A 16,701-nucleotide genomic window follows, 5' to 3' on the forward strand; every position below is an offset into this window, starting at 1 on the left:
GTGGCCGCATCTTCTCCTCGCGGGGAGGACCACCGCAGCTCCGAACGACGCCGAGGCCCTGCGCCGGGCGGCCGAGGAGCCGCCCGGCACAGAGCCGGACCGGAGCGTGCGGCCGTCAGCGCTTGCGGCGCAGCACCGCGTAGTAGCCGGGCAGCCGCAGCGCGTCGGAGTCCGACCGGGGGTCGATCGCGTGCAGTTCCATCGCCTCGTCCTCGACGACCTCCCACGCGTCCGCGCCGAACGCCTCGGCCAGTTCGGGCCGGGTGAAGCGGTGCGAGTGCCGGACACCGGCCGCCTCCAGCGGGCCGACCAGGTCCTCGGCGCGGCCGCGCTTGCCGCCGACGAAGCCGAGGTAGCCGAAGGAGTTGCTGGAGTAGTCGGGCTCGTGCACGATCAGCGTGCCTTCGTCGCCCAGCAGCCGGCCGGCGACGGCGGCGAGCCGGGCCCGGGCCTCGCTGTCCAGGACGTGGAAGACGCCGCGGACGAAGATGTTGTACGGCCCCTCCCCCAGGACGGCGGCCTGCTCGGCGTCGGTCATGTCGATCGCCAGGTAGTCGACGTTCGGTACGCCGTCGGCCTCCCGCTTGGCGTGGTCGATGGCGCTGACCGATACGTCGACGCCGATGACGGAAGGGTGGTGCGGGGCGAGTTCGCGGCTGTACCGGCCGTTGCCGCAGCCCAGGTCGATGACCGGCAGGTCGCTGCGGAAGTGGCGCTGCGCCTGGTCCAGCAGCCACTGGAACTCCTCGCCGCTGTCGGCGTCCCAGATGACGTCGCCGCCGCGTCCGGTGCGCCGGATCCCGGCCCAGTACCGCTCCCAGGCGTCGCCGGTGTCGCGCTCCTCGGCCTTGCCGGGGGCGGTGCCGTCCTCACCGGGCGGCGGGGAGTGGCGCTCCCAGATCTCGTCCTCGGCGAGGGCGTCCAGCAGGGAGGTGAACTCCTCGAACATGGCGTCGACGAGTCCGTCCGGATAGACGGCGGGCAGGAAGTCCCAGTTGAAGGTGAGGCCGTCGGGCTTCTCGAAGACCTGGAAGTCGAGGGAGACCTGCGGGGTCTGGGAGATGCCGTAGACCGGGGCGCCCAGCTCGGTCTCCTCGTACTGCGGCGGGTGGCCGGCCAGGCTGGTCATCACCACCGGCATGGCCGGGGCGAGGGAGCCGCGCAGCTTGGTCAGCTCGCGCAGCACCTGCACCCCGCTGAAGTAGCGGTGCTCCAGGTCGGCCCAGAGCCGGCGCTGGACGGCCTGGGCCCGTCCGGCGAAGGTGGTCTCCGTCTGCTCGACGGCCAGCAGCAGGGTGGTCGTGGTGTCCGCGAGCAGCGAGTTGACCTGCGGGTGCAGCGGAAGGCGGTTGAACAGCGGGAAGTTGATGGTGAACCGGGCCTGTCCGGCGGCCCTGCCGAGGATCTCGGCGTAGGCGGCGGCCAGTATCCCGGAGGGGGTCACCTCGCGGGCGTGCGCGCGCTCCTGGATCCGGCTCCACCGCTCCGGGGCGACGACGTGGCTGCGGCGCTCGAAGCGGACCGGCAGCTCGGGGGCGTCGGCCGGGCGCCCGGGCAGTTCGGGGGCGGGCGGAAGGGTGGCGAGGCGGTCGCGCCAGTACCACTCGGAGCGGCGGTAGAGCTCGCTGTCGCGCAGCGAGTTCCCGACGGCGAGGACGTAGTCGCGGAAGGTCAGCTCCAGCGGGGCGAGTTCCGCGCCGGGTTCCACGTAGTAGGTGACCAGGTCCGGGATGAGGACCTGGAAGTAGCTCCAGGCGTCGGCTACGAGGAAGTCCAGGCAGAGGTGGATCCGGGCCCGGCCGCCGCCGAGCAGGCTGATCCGTACGTCGAACAGCGGCCAGGCGTCGGCGTCGAGGACCTGGTGGGAGAGCCTCTCGCGCAGCGCGGCCAGCTCGGCCCGGCGGGACTCCTCGTCGAGCCCGCCGAAGTCGGTGACGGGGATCTCGTACGCCGGGATCTCCTCGAAGACCTGCTGGGTGCCGTCGGGCAGGACGCGGGTGCGCAGTGCGTCGTGGCGTTCGACGAGCCGGCGCCAGGCGCCCTCGAAGCGGGCCACGTCGAGCTGCTCGCTCTCCCACTCGAAGTAGCCGTGGCAGCCGACGTTCCCCAGTTCCACGAGCCCGCCGCGGCCGATCCACAGGGCCTGCTGGCTCTCGGTGAGCGGGAAGGGCTCGAAGCGCGCGGCGGGGTCCGGGACGATCGCCGGCAGCCCGCCGAAGGAGCCGCGGCCGCCCGTGCGTTCGGTGGTGACGAGGGTGGCGAGCTCGGCGACGGTGGGGCAGGTGGAGAGGTCGGAGAGGCTGAGCTCGACGCTGTAGCGGCGGCGGATCTCGTCGATCAGCTGGAAGGCGAGCAGCGAATGCCCGCCCAGCTCGAAGAAGTTGTCGTGGATGCCGACGCCGTCGGTGCGGAACGCCTCGGCCCACAGCCGGCTGAGCCCGTCCTCGACCTCGTTGCGGGGGGCCTCGTAGCCGGCGCCGACCGCGTCGCGGCCCTCCGGGGGCTCGGGCAGGCTGCGCCGGTCGACCTTGCCGTTGGGCAGGCGCGGGAGGGCGGGCAGCACGACCACGGTGGCGGGGACCATGTAGTAGGGCAGGGTGCGGGCGACATCGGCGCGCACGGCGGCGGAGTCGGGTTCGGCCGCGCCGGCCGGGGACACGTAGGCGATGAGCCGCTTGTCTCCGGGACCGCGCTCCTGGGTGACGACGACGGCCTCGGCGATGTCGTCGAGGCGGGCGATGTGCGTCTCGACCTCGCCGAGCTCCACGCGGAAGCCGCGGATCTTCACCTGGGAGTCGGAGCGGCCGAGGAGTTCGACGGCGCCGTCCTCGCGGCGGCGGGCGAGGTCGCCGGTGTCGTAGAGCACCGGGTGCGGGTCGTCAGGGAGGAAGTTGGGGTGGAACTTCGCGGCGGTGAGCTCGGGGCGGCCGTGGTATCCGGCCGCGACCCCGGCGCCGGAGACGTGCAGGCGGCCGACCTCGCCCTCGGGCACCGGGCGGCCGTCCTCGTCCAGGAGGTGGACGCGGAGGTTGGCGATGGGCACGCCGACCGGGACCTGGCGGGTGGCGCGGACCTCGTCGGAGGTGGCCTGGCTGGTGAAGTCGACGCCGGCTCCGAGGTCGAGGCAGGACAGGACGTTGGTGGTCTCGGTGGTGCCGTAGGTCATCACGACCCGGAACGGGGTGTCGACGGGCGGCCAGCTGTGGACGCGCTCGGCGGTGGTCACCAGGATCCGCAGCGCGGTGTCCGCGGGCCAGTCCAGGCCCCACGCGGGCTCGGCCAGGGCGGCCACCAGCATCGTGTGGGTGATGCCCTCGCCGACGAGCCAGTCGCGGATCTGCTCGGGGGTCTGTGCCTGCCCGGCCTCGGGGATGTGGATGGCCGCGCCGGCGGGCAGGTAGGCGAGCCACTCCATGATCTGGACGGCGAAGCCGGGGGTGGACATCCAGGAGGCGCGGTCGCCGGGCCGGACCCCGTAGGCGCGGGTGGTCCAGTGCACGAGGTTGGTGAGCGCACCGTGCCGCTCCAGGACGGCCTTGGGGGTGCCGGTGGAGCCGGAGGTGTAGATGAGGTGGCTGACGGTGTCGGGTCCGGTCACGACGGCGGGCGCGGTGTCCGGGAGGTCCTGTCCGGCGGTGGCGACCTCGGCCTGTGGCACGTCCTGCGGTATCCGGCGGCCGTTGCCTGCCGGGGTGAGGACGAGCAGCGGGGCGGCGTCGGCGATCATCGCCGCGAGCCGGTCGTCGGGGTTGACCGGGTCGAGGGCGACGATCGCGGCGCCCGTCTTGAGGATGGCGAGGGAGCCGATGACGTACTCGGCGCTACGGGGGTAGCAGAGGCCGATCCGGGTCCCGGCGGCGGCTCCGCGGGCGATCAGCGCGTGCGCGAGCCGGTTGGTGGCGGCCTCCAGTTCGGCGTAGGTCCAGCTGCGGCCGCCCTGCGCGAGGGCGGTGGCCCGGGGGGTGCGGGCGGCCTGTTCGGCGAGGAGCTGCGGATACCCCGTGGCGGGGAAGGCGGCGTCCGAACGGTTGAAGTCGACGAGTGCGGTGGTCACAGTGCGGGCCCTTTCTTACTTCGCGAAGGCTCGGCTGCGCAGCAGCCGCACGGGGAGACTGTTTATCCCCCAGGTGAAGTTGGAGGAGTTGAAGGTGACGGGTCCGGCCAGTTCGAAGCCGTCCAGCACGCCGAGCATCTCGGTGAGCAGGGCGCCGAGTTCGAAGCGGGCGAGCCGGGCACCGAGGCACAGGTGGCGGCCGTGCCCGAAGGCGACGTGCCGGTTGGGACGGCGGTCGACCCGGAAGGCGTGCGGGTCGGCGAAGACGTCCTCGTCGCGGTTGGCCGAGACGTTCCACAGCGTCACCCGGGCGCCCTCGGCCACCGGGATCCCGTTGATCTCGGTGTCGCGGACGGCGGTGCGCAGGGCGTGCACCCCGGGGGTGGTCCAGCGCAGGATCTCCTCGACGGCCGGGGCGATGCCGCCCTGGCCGAGGCCGCGCAGCAGCCGCCACTGGTCGGGGTGTTCGGCGAACATGTGGACCGCGCCGGCCGCCGAGTAGCGGGTGGTCTCGTTGGCCCCGGAGAGGACCCCGTTGAGGTTGAACACGATCTCGTGGTCGCTGAGCGGCCGTTCGGTGCCGTCGCCCTCGTCCACGAGGGTGTCGTGGGCGATCTGGCTGACCAGGTCGTCGCCGGGGCGGACCCGGCGTTCGGCGAGCAGCTCGATGAAGTAGAGGAAGATCTCCGAGTGCGCGTTGGTGCGTACCTCGTCGTCCGGGGAGTCGAAGGCGTCGGTGGTCAGGGCCCCGATCCAGGCCCAGTCGGCGCGCGGGATGCCCATCATGGCGCACACGACCCGGTTGGGCAGTTGCTTGGCGAGGTCGATGAAGTCCAGTTCGTCGCGTTCGGCGGCCTCGGTCACCAGCTCGCCGACCACCTTCTCGACCATCGCCTCCAGGCGCGGCATCTGCTGCGGCCCGAAGGCCTGGTGGAGGGCCCGCTTGAGCCGGGTGTGGTGGGGGACGTCGGAGACGATGAGCATGCGCTGGGCGACGGCGGCGACGGCCGCCGGGTCGCTGCCCAGCCGCATCCCGCGGGCCGAGCTGAAGGTGTCGCTGTCGGCGTACACCTTCATGATGTCGCGGTGGCGGGTCAGCGCCCAGAAGCCCCCGTCGTCGCTGCCGGGCTCGGGGTGCCAGTGGACGGGCGAGTGGGCGCGCAGCCAGGTGAAGGCGGGCCAGAAGTCGTTGCGGCCGAAGGGGCCCGGGTCGAGCAGGTCGATCTCCATCTCAGGCTCCTCGCAGGCTGAGCGGGCGGGTGTCGGGCCATTGGGCGTCCACGAAGCCGGCGCATTCGTCCTCGGTGCCGTCGAACCCGGCCGGCATCCAGCCGTCGGGGGTCTCGCGTGTGGCGGGGTACAGCGCGTACTGCCCCTCGTGGTTCACGAGGACCTGGTGGGTGGTGGGCACGGTGTCCTCCGGGCTCGGGCGGGTGGGGACGGTCGGGCGCTCAGGCGCCGGTCGCGGTGGGTGCGGGGGCCGGCACATCGGCGCCCTCGGCCCGCAGCAGGGTGGTCAGGTGGTCCAGTACGGGCCGCGGGTGACGCAGTACGGCGTGGTGGCCGCCCGTGGTGGTGTGCCGGGTGAAGGCGGCGGTGGTGATCGCGGCCCAGCCGTCCAGGTCGGCGGAGCTGACGGTCTCGTCGCCGTCGGCCCCCCAGGCGTGGACGGGCGTGCCGAGGCGGACACCCGGCTTGTGGACGTAGCTCAGGGACAGCTGGGCGTCCTTTCGGAGCATGGCGACCATCAGGGCGCGGGTGTCCTCGTCGAGCAGTTCGGGGTCGAGGCCGGCCGTGTCGAAGAGCTTGTCCAGATCCTCGCCGTCGTCGACGATGCCGCGGCCGGCGCCGTCCCAGTGGCCGGGCGCCCGGCAGCCGCTGACCACCAGGGCCCGCGGGGCGACGCGGCGGGAGACCTCGTAGCCGAGGAGGCCGCCGAAGCTGTGGCCGAAGACGATCAGCGGCCGGCCGGTGGCGACGATGTCCCGCAGCTCCGCGGCGATGGCCAGGACGGCCTCGTCGAAGGTGTCCGGCATCGGCTCCCGCCAGCGGTTCTCCCGGCCCGGCAGCTGTACTCCGTACACCTGGGCGGTGCCGGCCAGCTCGGGCTGCCAGGAGCGGAACTGCTGGCAGCCGGCTCCGGCGGGGGGCAGGCAGAGCAGCACGGGCAGGGCCTGGTCGGCGGGGTCGTCCGTCCAGGTGGAGATCCAGGCGCCCATGGCTCAGGCCCCTTCGGCGGGGTCGGCGGCCGGGCCGGCGGCGGAGGCCTCCCGCTCGGCGGAGGCCTCCCGCTCGGCGGAGAGCCGGTCGAGTTCGGCGGCGAAGTGCCGGGCCGTCGGCTCGGCCAGCAGCGCGCCGAGGCCGACGCGCAGTCCGGTGACGCGGCGCAGTTCCGACACCGCGCGGGCGGCGGCCAGGGAGTGGCCGCCCAGCTCGAAGAAGTCCGCGTCGGGGCCGGCGATCTCGGTGGCGAGCACGTCGGCCCAGACGGCCATCACGATGCGCTCGCTCGTGGTCGGACCGGCGCCCGGGGTCACCACCGGTGCACCGGGCGTCCGTTCCGGCGCGGTCAGGGCCGTGGCCAGCGCCTCGCGGTCGGCCTTTCCGGTGCTGAGGGTCGGGATCCGGTCGAGCACCCGTACGGTGCTGGGCACCGCGGCCGCGGGCAGCTGCTTGCGGCAGCGTTCCACGACCAGGTCGGCGAGGCCCGCCGGGTCGGCGCCCGGGGCCGCGACCACGGCGAGGCCGAGGGTCTGCCCCGAGGCGAGCGGGCAGCAGGCGGCGGCGACGACCTCGGGGAGTTCGGCGGCGATCCGCTCCACCTCGCCCAGTTCGATGCGGTGGCCGCGGATCTTCACCTGGTCGTCGCGGCGGCCCCGGTACTCCAGTTCGCCGCCGGCCCGGCGGATCACCACGTCGCCGGTGCGGTACATGCGGGTGCCGCCGCCCTGGAAGGGGTCGGGCAGGAAGCGGCTCGCGGTGAGTCCGGGGCGGCCCCGGTAGCCGCGCGCGACGGCGGGGCCGCCGAGGTAGAGCTCGCCCTCGGTGCCGGCGGGCACCGGGCGGAGCTCCTCGTCCAGGACGTAGGCGCGGTAGCCGGGCAGCGGTCGTCCGATGGTGGTCACGTCGTCCCCTCGTCGGCTGTCGGCCCAGGTCGCGGCGATGGTCACCTCGGTCGGCCCGTACACGTTGAGCAGTCGGCGGCCGCGGGAGAACCGCTCCGCCAGGGCGGCCGGGCAGGCCTCCCCGGCGACCACGACCACCTCGGCGGTGTCGATCCCGGCGCCGTGGGCGGCGAGCAGCGACGGGGTGAGGGAGACGGTGCGCAGGCCGGCGGGCAGGGGCTCGCGGCCCTCGGCGGCGGCCTGGCGCAGGCCGTCCAGGGAGAGGTCGGTGAGGGCGACCCCCTGGCCGTGCGTCAGGTAGAGCAGGGTGCACCAGAGCCAGCCGTCGAAGGCGGGCGAGACCGCGTTGAGGCCGAGGCCGCCGGGGGGCAGGCCGAGGGTGCCGAGGGCGTCGACGAAGGTGTCCAGGCCCCGGTAGGTGACCTCGACCCCCTTGGGGCGGCCGGTGGTTCCGGAGGTGTAGACGAGGTACGCGCAGCTGTCGGGGGCGGGTACGGACACGGCGAGCGCGCCGGGGGCGCTGCGGCGGACGTCGGCGGGGGCGAGCAGGGCGATCCCGCCGGGCTCCAGGCCGGTGGGTACCTCGGGGGCGACCAGGACGGCGGCCCCGGCGTCGCGCAGGACGCGGCCGAGGCGTTCGACGGGGTGCGCGGGATCCAGGGGGACGGCGGTCCCGCCGAGGCTCCAGACGGCGAGCAGGGCGGGCACGCTCTCCCGGGACCGGCCGAGCAGCAGCCCGACGGAGGTCTCCGGGCCGACTCCGGCCCCGGCGAGCGCGGTGGCGTACCGGGCGGTGCGGGCGGTGAGCGCCGCGTAGGTGAGGGTGCCGTCGAAGGCCTTGACGGCGGTCTCGTTCGGCTGTTCGCGGGTCCACCGCTCCAGGCGGGCGAACAGCGGCGGCAGCGCGCCGTCGGCCCTTCCGGCGGAGCCCGGTCCGGCGGAGCCCGGTTCGGCCCGTGCCGCCCGGGGCGGTGCGTCGTCGGCCGGTACGCCCGGGGCGGTGGCCCCGGCGGACTCGGCGTGCCGGTCGGTCATCCGTCGTTCCTCTCGGTGTCCGCCGGGCGGGCGGCCGCGGTGGCCCGCAGGCGCGGGCCGACCACCTGGCCTCCCGTGCCCTGCGGGAGCTGCATCGACTTGGTCTCCAGGAAGGCCTCCAGGCCGGCGGCGCCGCATTCGCGCCCGATCCCGGACTGCTTGAACCCGCCGAACGGGGCGGCCGGGTTGAACTGGCCGCCGTTCACGTCGACCAGGCCGGAGCGGAAGCGCCGGGCGATCCGTTCGGCGCGGGCGCCGTCGCCGGACCAGACCGCGCCGTGCAGCCCGTAGCGGGTCCCGTTGACGATCCGGACCGCCTGGTCCTCGTCGTCGTAGGGGATGACCGAGAGCACCGGCCCGAAGATCTCCTCCTGGCCGATCGCGCTCAGCGGGTCCACGTCGGCGAAGATCGTCGGCTGGACGTAGTAGCCGGTGTCCAGGCCGGCAGGCCGGTCGGGGCCGCCGCGGACCAGCCGGCCGGCGCCCTCGCCGACGCCGCGGCGGATGTGGCCGGTGACGCGGGCGTGCGCGGCGGCGGAGACCAGGGGGCCGAGATCGGTCGCGGGGTCGCGCGGGTCGCCGGTCACGTATCCGGCCATGGCCTCGCCGGCGAGCTGTACGGCCTCGTCCTGGCGGTCCCTCGGTACCAGCAGCCGGCTCCACTGCAGGCAGGTCTGGCCCGTGTTGAAGAGCATCTGGTCGACGGTGGCGGCCACGGACGCGGCCAGGTCGGCGTCGTCGAGGACGAGGCTCGCGTTCTTCCCGCCGAGTTCGAGGTGGACGCGCTTGACGGTGTCGGCGCCGAGCGCGGAGACCTCGCGGCCGGCCCGGGTGGAACCGGTCAGGGAGACCACGTCGATCAGCGGGTGGGTGACGAGCGCGGTGCCGACGGCGGCGCCGGTGCCGACGACCATGTTGAAGACGCCGGGCGGCAGATCGGCCTCGGCGATCGCCTCGGCGAGCAGCCGGGCGTGCAGCGGGGTGATCTCGCTCGGCTTGTGCACGACCGTGCAGCCGGCCGCGAGCGCGGGGAGGATCTTCTGCACGGTGAGCAGCAGCGGGGTGTTCCACGGGGTGATGCACGCGGCCACTCCGGCGGCCTCGCGCACGACGAGCGAATGGCCGACGCGCTCCTCGAAGGCGTAGGAGGCGGCGGTTTCGACGCAGTGCGCCGCCATGCCGAGGGAGAGCCCGACATGGGTCTGGCGGGCCATCCGGGCGGGCGCCCCGACCTCGGCGGTGATGGTCTCGGCGAAGCGGTCGGCGCGGACCTCCATGGCCTCGACGACCCGGCGGAGCAGGGTCGTGCGCTCGCGCACCGGGGTGGCGGCCCAGCGCGGGAAGGCGCCCGCCGCGGCGCGCGCGGCGAGGTCGGCGTCCCGGGCGGTGCCCGCGGGCACGGTGGCCAGGGCGCGCTCGGTGGCGGGGTCGGTGACGACCAGGCGGCCGTCGGCGTCGGAGGCGACCCAGGCGCCGCCGATCCACTGGTCGGTGTAACGGGGCGGCAGGGGGGCCGCGTCGGTCTCGGCCCCGGCGGGTCTGGAGTCCTGTGGCTCGGTCGGCACGGTCAGCACGGTCACGGTGGGGTCCTCACTCGGTCACGGGATCACGGGCTCGCTGAACAGCTGGGTCGGTGTCACGCGGTCGCCTGGTCGGCCGCGCGGGCCAGGGCGGCCGCGGCCCGGTTGTCTGGCCTGGCCCGCCGCACGGGGCGGGCCAGGGCGGTCGTACGGGCGTCCGGGCTCCAGGCGGGGGTCCCGGCGGGAGTCCCGGCCCGGCGGGCCGCCGGCCGCAGCGCGCGGACGGTGGCGGGCGGGGCTCCGGTCACGGCGGAGACGGGGGCGGAGGCGGGCCGGGCGCGCGCCGCGGCCGGGATCAGGGTGCCCAGCAGCCGCTGGGTCTCGTGGCCGGGTGCCACGGCCAGCTCGTCGCGCATCCGGCGGGCGCACAGCTCGTACCAGCGCCGGACGCAGGCGAGTTCACCGCGCCGACCGTGTGCGGCCATCAGCGCGCGGTAGGTCTCCTCGTGATGGCGGTCGATCTCCAGGGTGCGCTTGCAGACCTCGATCAGCTCCACGAAGTCCTCGCGGGTCTCGGCGTCGGCGCGCAGCACTCCCAGGGCCCGCAGTGCGAGCGCCCTGAGGTACTCGCGCTGTTCGACGACCCAGTCGGCGCTCTCGCCGCGCAGGAACTCGCCGCCGTAGAGACCGATCGCCGCCCGCAGCCGGGTGCGCGCGAGCGGGGCGTCGCCGGCCGCGGCGGCGCGCAGGCCGGTGTGCACCAGTTCCTGGAAGCGGTCGAGGTCGGACCAGAGCCCGGTGATGTGCAGGACGTAGCCGAAGTCCCGGTAGACCAGCCGGATCCCGGAGTCGCCGGGGCGGTCGGGGTGGGCGTCGAGCACCCGGCGCAGTGCGTGGGCGGCGACCTTCAGGGAGCTGCCCGCGGCGGCGTCGGCGCCGGGCCACAGGGAGGCGTAGAGCCGGTCGCGGGTGAGCATCTGGCCGCGGTGGACGACGAGGTACTGGAACAGGCCACGGGCCTTGCCGGCCCGCCAGCGCTGGACCGGGACGCCGTTGACGGTCAGCTCGAAGTCGCCCAGGAAGCGGACCCGTACCGCCGGCCCCGCCGTCCCGTTCGCTGCGGTGGTCATCGCGTCCTCCCGGTGGTTTTCAGCCTGCCGCTCTGCCTGCGAGGAGTGTGTCCGGGGGTTCTACAAAGGCCCTACAACGGCCGGATCCGAGCTGTGTAGAGCGGTGATAGGGCGTTTTTCGACACTGATGAGCACGACCACCCGAACCGCCGAATCCGAAATGAGGGCTGTTTCATGACCAGCAGCGACACCCGGCTTCAGAAGGTCGTCATCCTGGGCGGCGGCACGGCCGGCTGGATGACGGCCGCATACCTCGGAAAGGCGCTGCAGGGAACGGTCGACATCACCGTGCTCGAAGCGCCGACGATCCCGCGCATCGGTGTCGGCGAGGCCACCGTGCCCAACCTGCAGCGCTCCTTCTTCGACTACCTGGGCATCGCCGAGGACGAGTGGATGCGGGAGTGCAACGCGAGCTTCAAGATGGCCGTGCGCTTCGTCAACTGGCGGACCGACGGGCAGGGCGAGTCGACGGCCCGCGACCTGCCGGGCGGCGGTCCGGACCACTTCTACCACCCGTTCGGGCTGCTCCCCGACTACGACCAGACCCCGCTGTCGCACTACTGGTTCAAGCGCAAGTACGAGGGCCGCACCACCGAGCCGTTCGACTACGCCTGCTTCCGCGAGCCCCCGGTGATGGACGCGATGAAGGCCCCGCGCTGGCTCGACGGCCGGCCGGCCACCCGGTACGCCTGGCACTTCGACGCCCAGCTGGTGGCCGACTTCCTGCGCCGGTTCAGCACCGAGAAGCAGGGCGTGAACCACGTACAGGACGAGATGGTGCGGGTCGAGCAGGACGAGCGCGGCTACGTGACCACGCTGCACACCAAGGGCGGACTGGCCCTGGACGCCGACCTGTTCGTGGACTGCTCGGGCTTCCGCGGCCTGCTGATCAACCAGGCGCTGGAGGAGCCCTTCATCGACATGAGCGACCACCTGCTGTGCGACAGCGCGGTGGCGACGGCCGTCCCGCACGACGACGAGGCGAACGGTGTGGAGCCGTACACCTCGGCGATCGCCATGTCGTCCGGCTGGGCCTGGAAAATCCCCATGCTGGGGCGCTTCGGCACCGGCTACGTGTACTCCAGCAAGTTCACCGACCAGGACACCGCCACCCGCGAGTTCGCGGACATGTGGGGCCTGGACCCCGAGGTGACGAAGTTCAACCACATCCGTTTCCGCGTCGGCCGCAACCGCCGGGCGTGGGTGAAGAATGTCGTCAGCATCGGCCTGTCCTCCTGCTTCCTGGAGCCGCTGGAGTCGACGGGCATCTACTTCATCACCGCCGCGATCTACCAGCTGGCCAAGCACTTCCCGGACAAGACCTTCAACGACGGTCTGATCAACAGCTTCAACCACGAGATCGAGGTGATGTTCGACGACACCCGCGACTTCATCCAGGCGCACTTCTTCTACGCGCCGCGCAACGACACGCCGTTCTGGCAGGCCAACAAGAAGCTGACCCTCCCCGACAACATCCAGCAGAAGATCTCCGCCTACAAGGCCGGCCTGCCCATCAACTCGCCGATCACCGACGAGTCGACGTACTACGGCAACTTCGAGGCCGAGTTCCGCAACTTCTGGACCAACGGCAGCTACTACTGCATCTTCGCGGGCCTCGGCCTGGAGCCGGACGCCCCGCTGCCCTCCCTGGCCCACCGGCCGGACTCGGTGGCCAGCGCCGAACCCCTCTTCGACACGGTCAAGCGCCAGCAGCAGAACCTGCTGGAGACGCTGCCCAGCGCCTACGACTACCTGCGCCAGCTGCACGGCGCGTAAGGCCCACCGCTCCCACGGCCCGGCAGTACGGCTCTCCCGCCGGCTGCCGGGCCGCAGTTGCTTCAGCCACCTCAGGAGTCAGACATGCCCCACCGCTCCGTGCCCCATCCCGCCGCCCCGGACGAGTCGGCCGGGGTCCAGCCGGCGGACCTCCGTCCCTTCATGGCCGCCTTCCCCACCGGGGTGTCCGTCGTCACCACCCTGGATTCCGATTCCGTGCCGCACGGCCTGACCTGCACCTCCCTCGCGAGCGTCGCCCTCGAACCGGCGACGCTCGTGGTGTGCATACGGGCGGCGAGCCCGACCCTCGCGGTGCTGCTCACCGAGGGGCACTTCGCCCTCAACCTGCTGCACGAGCGGGCCCGCGGCACCTCGGACCTGTTCGCCTCCGGGGCGCCCGACCGCTTCGACCGCGTCGAGTGGCGGCTGCCGCTGGGGGCCGGCGGACCGCACCTGACGGCGGACGCCCACGCCGTCGCGGACTGCGCCGTGGTCAGAACCGTCGGCTTCGGGGACCACACGGCCGTCTTCGCCGAAGTCCGGCGGGTGACCGTGCGCGACGACCGGCAGCCGCTGCTCTACGGGCTGCGCCGCTACGCCCCCTGGTCCGCGGCGACCGCGGCTCCCCAGCCGGCCGCACAGCCGGCCCCGCACCGCGACCTGCCCGCAGCCCTGCGGCCCGCCGCGCCCGAAGGAGGTACCCGTGTCGTCCGCTGACCCGCTGCCCGCCCTGCTGATCGCCGTTCCGGTGGTGATCCTGGCCAGTCAGGTGGGGGCCGCCGTCTGCCGCCGGTTCGGCCAGCCCCCGGTGGTGGGCGAGATCGCCACCGGCATCCTGCTGGGCCCCTCGCTGCTGGGCTGGCTCTGGCCGCAGGCCCAGCACGCGCTCTTCCCGCCGTCCGTGCTGCCGTACACCTCGGTGCTCGGGCAGCTCGGGCTGCTCGCCTTCATGTTCCTGGTCGGGCTGGAGCTGGACCTGACGAGCCTGCGCGGTCACACCCGGGTCGCGGTGGCGGTGAGCCAGGCGGGCATGCTGCTGCCGCTGGCCCTGGGCGCACTGCTCGCCCTCGCGATGTACGGCGGGTTCGCCCCCGAGGGGGTGGGGCGGATGCCGTTCACCCTGTTCATGGCGGTGGCCATGGCCATCACCGCGTTCCCGGTCCTCGCCCGGATCCTCATCGACCGGGGCCTGTACGGGACTGCGCTCGGCGCCCTCGCCATGGCCTGCGCGGCCGTGGACGACGTCGTCGCGTGGTGCCTGCTGGCCCTGGTGGTGGCCCTCTCCACGGCCGGGTCCCCGATCGAGGCGGCCACCACGGCCGGACTCGCCGTGGCCTTCACGCTGGTGATGCTGTACGCGGTACGGCCGCTGCTGGCCCGCTGGTCGGCCCGCGTCGACCGGGCCGGCGACGCGGCGGTGCTGGTGGCGCTCTTCAGCGGGCTGAGCCTGTCCGCTCTGGCCACCGACCTGATCGGCGTGCACGCGCTGTTCGGGGCGTTCCTGTTCGGGGTGGTCACCCCGCGCACCGGGCAGCGCATCGAGGCCTCGGCGGCCCGGCTGCGCGCGTTCACGGTGCCCGTGCTGCTGCCGCTGTTCTTCGTGCACACGGGGCTGCGTACGGACATCGGGGGCCTGACGGCCTCGCCCGGGCTGTGGCTCTGGACGGCCGCGATCCTCTTCGTCGCCTTCCTCGGCAAGTGGGGCGGCGCGACGGGCGCGGCGCGCGCGTGCGGAAGACCGTGGCGGGAGGCCCTGTCGATCGGCGCCCTGATGAACTGCCGGGGGCTGACCGAGCTGGTGGTGCTCAATGTCGGTCTGGAACTCGGCGTCATCGGGCCGCAGTTGTTCACCATGCTGGTGCTGATGGCCCTGGTGACGACGGCGATCACCAGCCCGGCCCTGACCCGGCTGCGCGCCGGGAAGGAGGTGAGCGGCCGGGCCCCGGCGCAGGCCGAGCCCGAGAACGCCCTCTCCGGGCCCTGACGGGCGGGCCGCCGGGACCGGAGGGTGTCCGCCCCAGTCGCACCACGGCTGTTCAGGCGCCCTCCGGCCCGGTCGGTACGCACAGCACCGGGATCGGCGACAGGTGCAGGAGCTTGTGCGGGGTGGAGCCGAGCAGCGCGCCGCGCATCGGGCTGTCGCCCCAGCTACCGACGATGATGACACGGGCCCGGTGGCGCTCGGCGGCGTCCAGCAGGGCCTGCGCGGGCTTCTCGTCGGCCACCTCGACCGTGGAGGGCACCCCGGCCGCGTCGGCCTCCTCGACGGCGTGCGCCAGCGCGCTGCGGCCCGCCTGGCGGACGGCTTCGCGGTGGGCACGGGATTCCTCGCCGGTGGCGCCCGGGGCGGCCGCGCCGTAGACGAGGACGAGGGGCTCACCGAAGGCCGTGGCCACCTCCAGCGCCACCTCCAGGGCCCGTTCCGCGCCGGGTGATTCGTCGTATCCGAGGACCACGGACATCGGGGGCTCCCTAGGAGGTGGACCGGTGCTTCCCGGCGTGGACGAGTTCCGGGTCGACGACGCCGCGGCGCTCCTGCCAGAACCTGCCGTCCCGGACCCGCCAGAAGCACATGAAGGCCACGCCCACGAGCGCGATGCCGATGCCGATGACCAGCGGCGGGCCGAGCCCGAACCAGGAGACGCCGCTGGCGGAGTTCTCCGGGTTGGACATGTCGCCGATCGACTCCACCAGCAGCCAGGTCAGCAGGCCGGCGCCGACCACCGGGCCGAGTCCGATCAACAGGAAGTTGTGCAGGTTCTCGAAGAGGTGGCGGCGGTAGTAGACGGCGCAGGCCAGGCCGGTGAGAGCGTAGTAGAAGGCGATGAGCAGGGAGAGCGCGGTGAGCGAGTCCAGGAGCGCGTTCTCGCTGATCTGGTTGACGACGAGGTACCAGCCGATGGCGATGCCCGCCACCCACCACGTGCTCACGTCCGGGGTGCGGAACCTCGGGTGGATCTGGGCGAGCCGGTGCGGCAGCGCGTGCCGGCGGGCCATGGACAGGGCGGTGCGGGAGGCGGGGATGATCGTGGTCTGGGTGGAGGCGAGCGCCGAGGTGCAGACGGCGAGGAGCACCACCCAGTCCCAGCCGCCCATGACCTCGTGGGCGAGGACCGCGAAGATGGCCTCCTCCTCGGCCGCGTTCTCGGCGAGGTAGACGGTGCCCGCGTAGGCGACGACCGCGAAGCCCACGGACAGGTAGGTGACCAGGAGGATCACGGTCGACCAGATGCCCGCCCGGCCGGGCGCGGTGGCGGAGTTCTCCACCTCCTCGGTGAGGTTGACCGCGGACTCCCAGCCCCAGTACATGAACACGCCGAGCAGCAGCCCGCCGGTGAGGGCGGCGCCGCCGGCGCCGAAGGGGTTGAGCCAGCTGAGGGACGGCTCGATCGAGTCGAGGGTGCTGGTGTCGGAGTAGACGCGGTAGAAGGCGACCACGGCGAAGGCCAGCAGGAAGAAGACCTGGGCGAGGATGAGGATGTCCTGGAGGTGGGCCGAGAGTTCGGTGCCGATGACGCAGATCCCGGTCATGACCAGGATCACCACGACGGTGAGGGTCTGCCGGATCCATGCGTTGGCGGCCCAGCTGTCGAGTCCGAAGGCGAGCAGGCCGAAGTGCACGGCGACGTCCGCGAGCGAGCCGATGACGAGGACGCCGGTCATGGCGATGGCCCAGCCGCCGAGCCAGCCCGCCCAGGGACCCATGGCCCGGGTGACCCACGAGAAGGTCGTCCCGCAGTCCTGGTCGACCTTGTTGAGGTAGTAGAACGCGGCGGCGATGAGCAGCATCGGGACGAAGGAGGCCAGCATCACGCCCGGTGCGTAGATCCCGACCAACGCCACGATCGGCCCGAGGACGGCGGCCAGGGAGTAGGCGGGCGAGGTCGAGTTCAGGCCGATGACGAGCGCGTCGAGGAATCCGATCGCGTTGGCCTTGAGCCTCGCGTCCAGGCCCTCCGGTCCGGCGCCCGCACTGCCGTCGTCCGTGTACGAGTCGTGACCCATGTACGAATGGTCACGCAGACGGCATCGCCGCGCGAGGCGAGGCGGCCTCGGTCGCG

At 73.3% G+C, this 16,701-nt stretch carries 12 protein-coding genes; 3 read left to right on the top strand and 9 right to left on the bottom strand.

Annotated elements, in window-relative coordinates:
• Window positions 1–115 precede the first annotated feature (115 nt).
• From ACZ4YL_RS22875 to ACZ4YL_RS22905, 7 genes are all read right to left on the bottom strand, one after another.
• Complete coding sequence (locus ACZ4YL_RS22875) at window positions 116–4,054, bottom strand: amino acid adenylation domain-containing protein (protein ID WP_468118870.1); 3,939 nt, start codon at window positions 4,052–4,054, stop codon at window positions 116–118.
• Window positions 4,055–4,069: 15 nt separating this feature from the next.
• Window positions 4,070–5,284, bottom strand: a complete 1,215-nt coding sequence (locus ACZ4YL_RS22880) for a cytochrome P450 (protein ID WP_468118872.1) — start codon at window positions 5,282–5,284, stop codon at window positions 4,070–4,072.
• A 1-nt stretch (window position 5,285) separates the two neighbouring features.
• Window positions 5,286–5,543: an MbtH family protein gene (locus ACZ4YL_RS22885; RefSeq protein ID WP_468118874.1), complete on the bottom strand. Its 258-nt coding sequence runs from the start codon at window positions 5,541–5,543 to the stop codon at window positions 5,286–5,288.
• On the bottom strand, window positions 5,506–6,273 hold the full coding sequence (locus ACZ4YL_RS22890; protein WP_468118876.1) for a thioesterase II family protein: 768 nt from the start codon (window positions 6,271–6,273) through the stop codon (window positions 5,506–5,508). Before ACZ4YL_RS22890 ends, ACZ4YL_RS22885 begins: the two co-directional genes overlap by 38 nt.
• 3 nt (window positions 6,274–6,276) lie before the next feature.
• Window positions 6,277–8,214, bottom strand: a complete 1,938-nt coding sequence (locus ACZ4YL_RS22895) for a non-ribosomal peptide synthetase (RefSeq protein ID WP_468118878.1) — start codon at window positions 8,212–8,214, stop codon at window positions 6,277–6,279.
• A complete protein-coding gene (locus ACZ4YL_RS22900) occupies window positions 8,211–9,722 on the bottom strand; it encodes an aldehyde dehydrogenase family protein (RefSeq protein ID WP_468118966.1) in 1,512 nt (503 codons plus the stop codon). The genes ACZ4YL_RS22895 and ACZ4YL_RS22900 overlap by 4 nt, the downstream gene beginning before the upstream one ends.
• A 128-nt stretch (window positions 9,723–9,850) precedes the next feature.
• A complete protein-coding gene (locus ACZ4YL_RS22905) occupies window positions 9,851–10,864 on the bottom strand; it encodes an AfsR/SARP family transcriptional regulator (RefSeq protein ID WP_468118879.1) in 1,014 nt (337 codons plus the stop codon).
• A gap of 174 nt (window positions 10,865–11,038) precedes the next feature.
• Here ACZ4YL_RS22905 and ACZ4YL_RS22910 point away from each other — a divergent pair, with 174 nt between their 5' ends.
• The 3 genes from ACZ4YL_RS22910 to ACZ4YL_RS22920 all read left to right on the top strand — a co-directional run bounded on the left by ACZ4YL_RS22910 (window position 11,039) and on the right by ACZ4YL_RS22920 (window position 14,624).
• Window positions 11,039–12,640: a tryptophan halogenase family protein gene (locus ACZ4YL_RS22910; RefSeq protein WP_468118881.1), complete on the top strand. Its 1,602-nt coding sequence runs from the start codon at window positions 11,039–11,041 to the stop codon at window positions 12,638–12,640.
• Window positions 12,641–12,724: 84 nt separating this feature from the next.
• Entirely contained in the window at window positions 12,725–13,357 is a 633-nt protein-coding gene (locus tag ACZ4YL_RS22915) for a flavin reductase family protein (protein WP_468118882.1), read from the top strand.
• Window positions 13,344–14,624: a cation:proton antiporter domain-containing protein gene (locus tag ACZ4YL_RS22920; protein WP_468118883.1), complete on the top strand. Its 1,281-nt coding sequence runs from the start codon at window positions 13,344–13,346 to the stop codon at window positions 14,622–14,624. Before ACZ4YL_RS22915 ends, ACZ4YL_RS22920 begins: the two co-directional genes overlap by 14 nt.
• Window positions 14,625–14,676: 52 nt before the next feature.
• On the opposite strand, the gene ACZ4YL_RS22925 is transcribed toward ACZ4YL_RS22920, so the two are convergent.
• Both ACZ4YL_RS22925 and ACZ4YL_RS22930 read right to left on the bottom strand, forming a co-directional pair.
• Entirely contained in the window at window positions 14,677–15,102 is a 426-nt protein-coding gene (locus ACZ4YL_RS22925) for a universal stress protein (protein ID WP_301372903.1), read from the bottom strand.
• A gap of 10 nt (window positions 15,103–15,112) precedes the next feature.
• Window positions 15,113–16,645: an APC family permease gene (locus tag ACZ4YL_RS22930; protein WP_468118885.1), complete on the bottom strand. Its 1,533-nt coding sequence runs from the start codon at window positions 16,643–16,645 to the stop codon at window positions 15,113–15,115.
• Between the last annotated feature and the right edge of the window lie 56 nt (window positions 16,646–16,701).

This window comes from Streptomyces sp. NPDC030021 (genome assembly GCF_055574035.1).

What these genes read in the sequence shown, in the direction of transcription:
- ACZ4YL_RS22895 (WP_468118878.1), bottom strand. Translation starts at nt 8,214, where the DNA reads ATGACCGACCGGCACGCCGAGTCCGCCGGGGCCACCGCCCCGGGCGTA.
- ACZ4YL_RS22890 (WP_468118876.1), bottom strand. Translation starts at nt 6,273, where the DNA reads ATGGGCGCCTGGATCTCCACCTGGACGGACGACCCCGCCGACCAGGCC.
- ACZ4YL_RS22885 (WP_468118874.1), bottom strand. Translation starts at nt 5,543, where the DNA reads ATGTGCCGGCCCCCGCACCCACCGCGACCGGCGCCTGAGCGCCCGACC.
- ACZ4YL_RS22925 (WP_301372903.1), bottom strand. Translation starts at nt 15,102, where the DNA reads ATGTCCGTGGTCCTCGGATACGACGAATCACCCGGCGCGGAACGGGCC.
- ACZ4YL_RS22915 (WP_468118882.1), top strand. Translation starts at nt 12,725, where the DNA reads ATGCCCCACCGCTCCGTGCCCCATCCCGCCGCCCCGGACGAGTCGGCC.
- ACZ4YL_RS22880 (WP_468118872.1), bottom strand. Translation starts at nt 5,284, where the DNA reads ATGGAGATCGACCTGCTCGACCCGGGCCCCTTCGGCCGCAACGACTTC.
- ACZ4YL_RS22910 (WP_468118881.1), top strand. Translation starts at nt 11,039, where the DNA reads ATGACCAGCAGCGACACCCGGCTTCAGAAGGTCGTCATCCTGGGCGGC.
- ACZ4YL_RS22930 (WP_468118885.1), bottom strand. Translation starts at nt 16,645, where the DNA reads ATGGGTCACGACTCGTACACGGACGACGGCAGTGCGGGCGCCGGACCG.
- ACZ4YL_RS22905 (WP_468118879.1), bottom strand. Translation starts at nt 10,864, where the DNA reads ATGACCACCGCAGCGAACGGGACGGCGGGGCCGGCGGTACGGGTCCGC.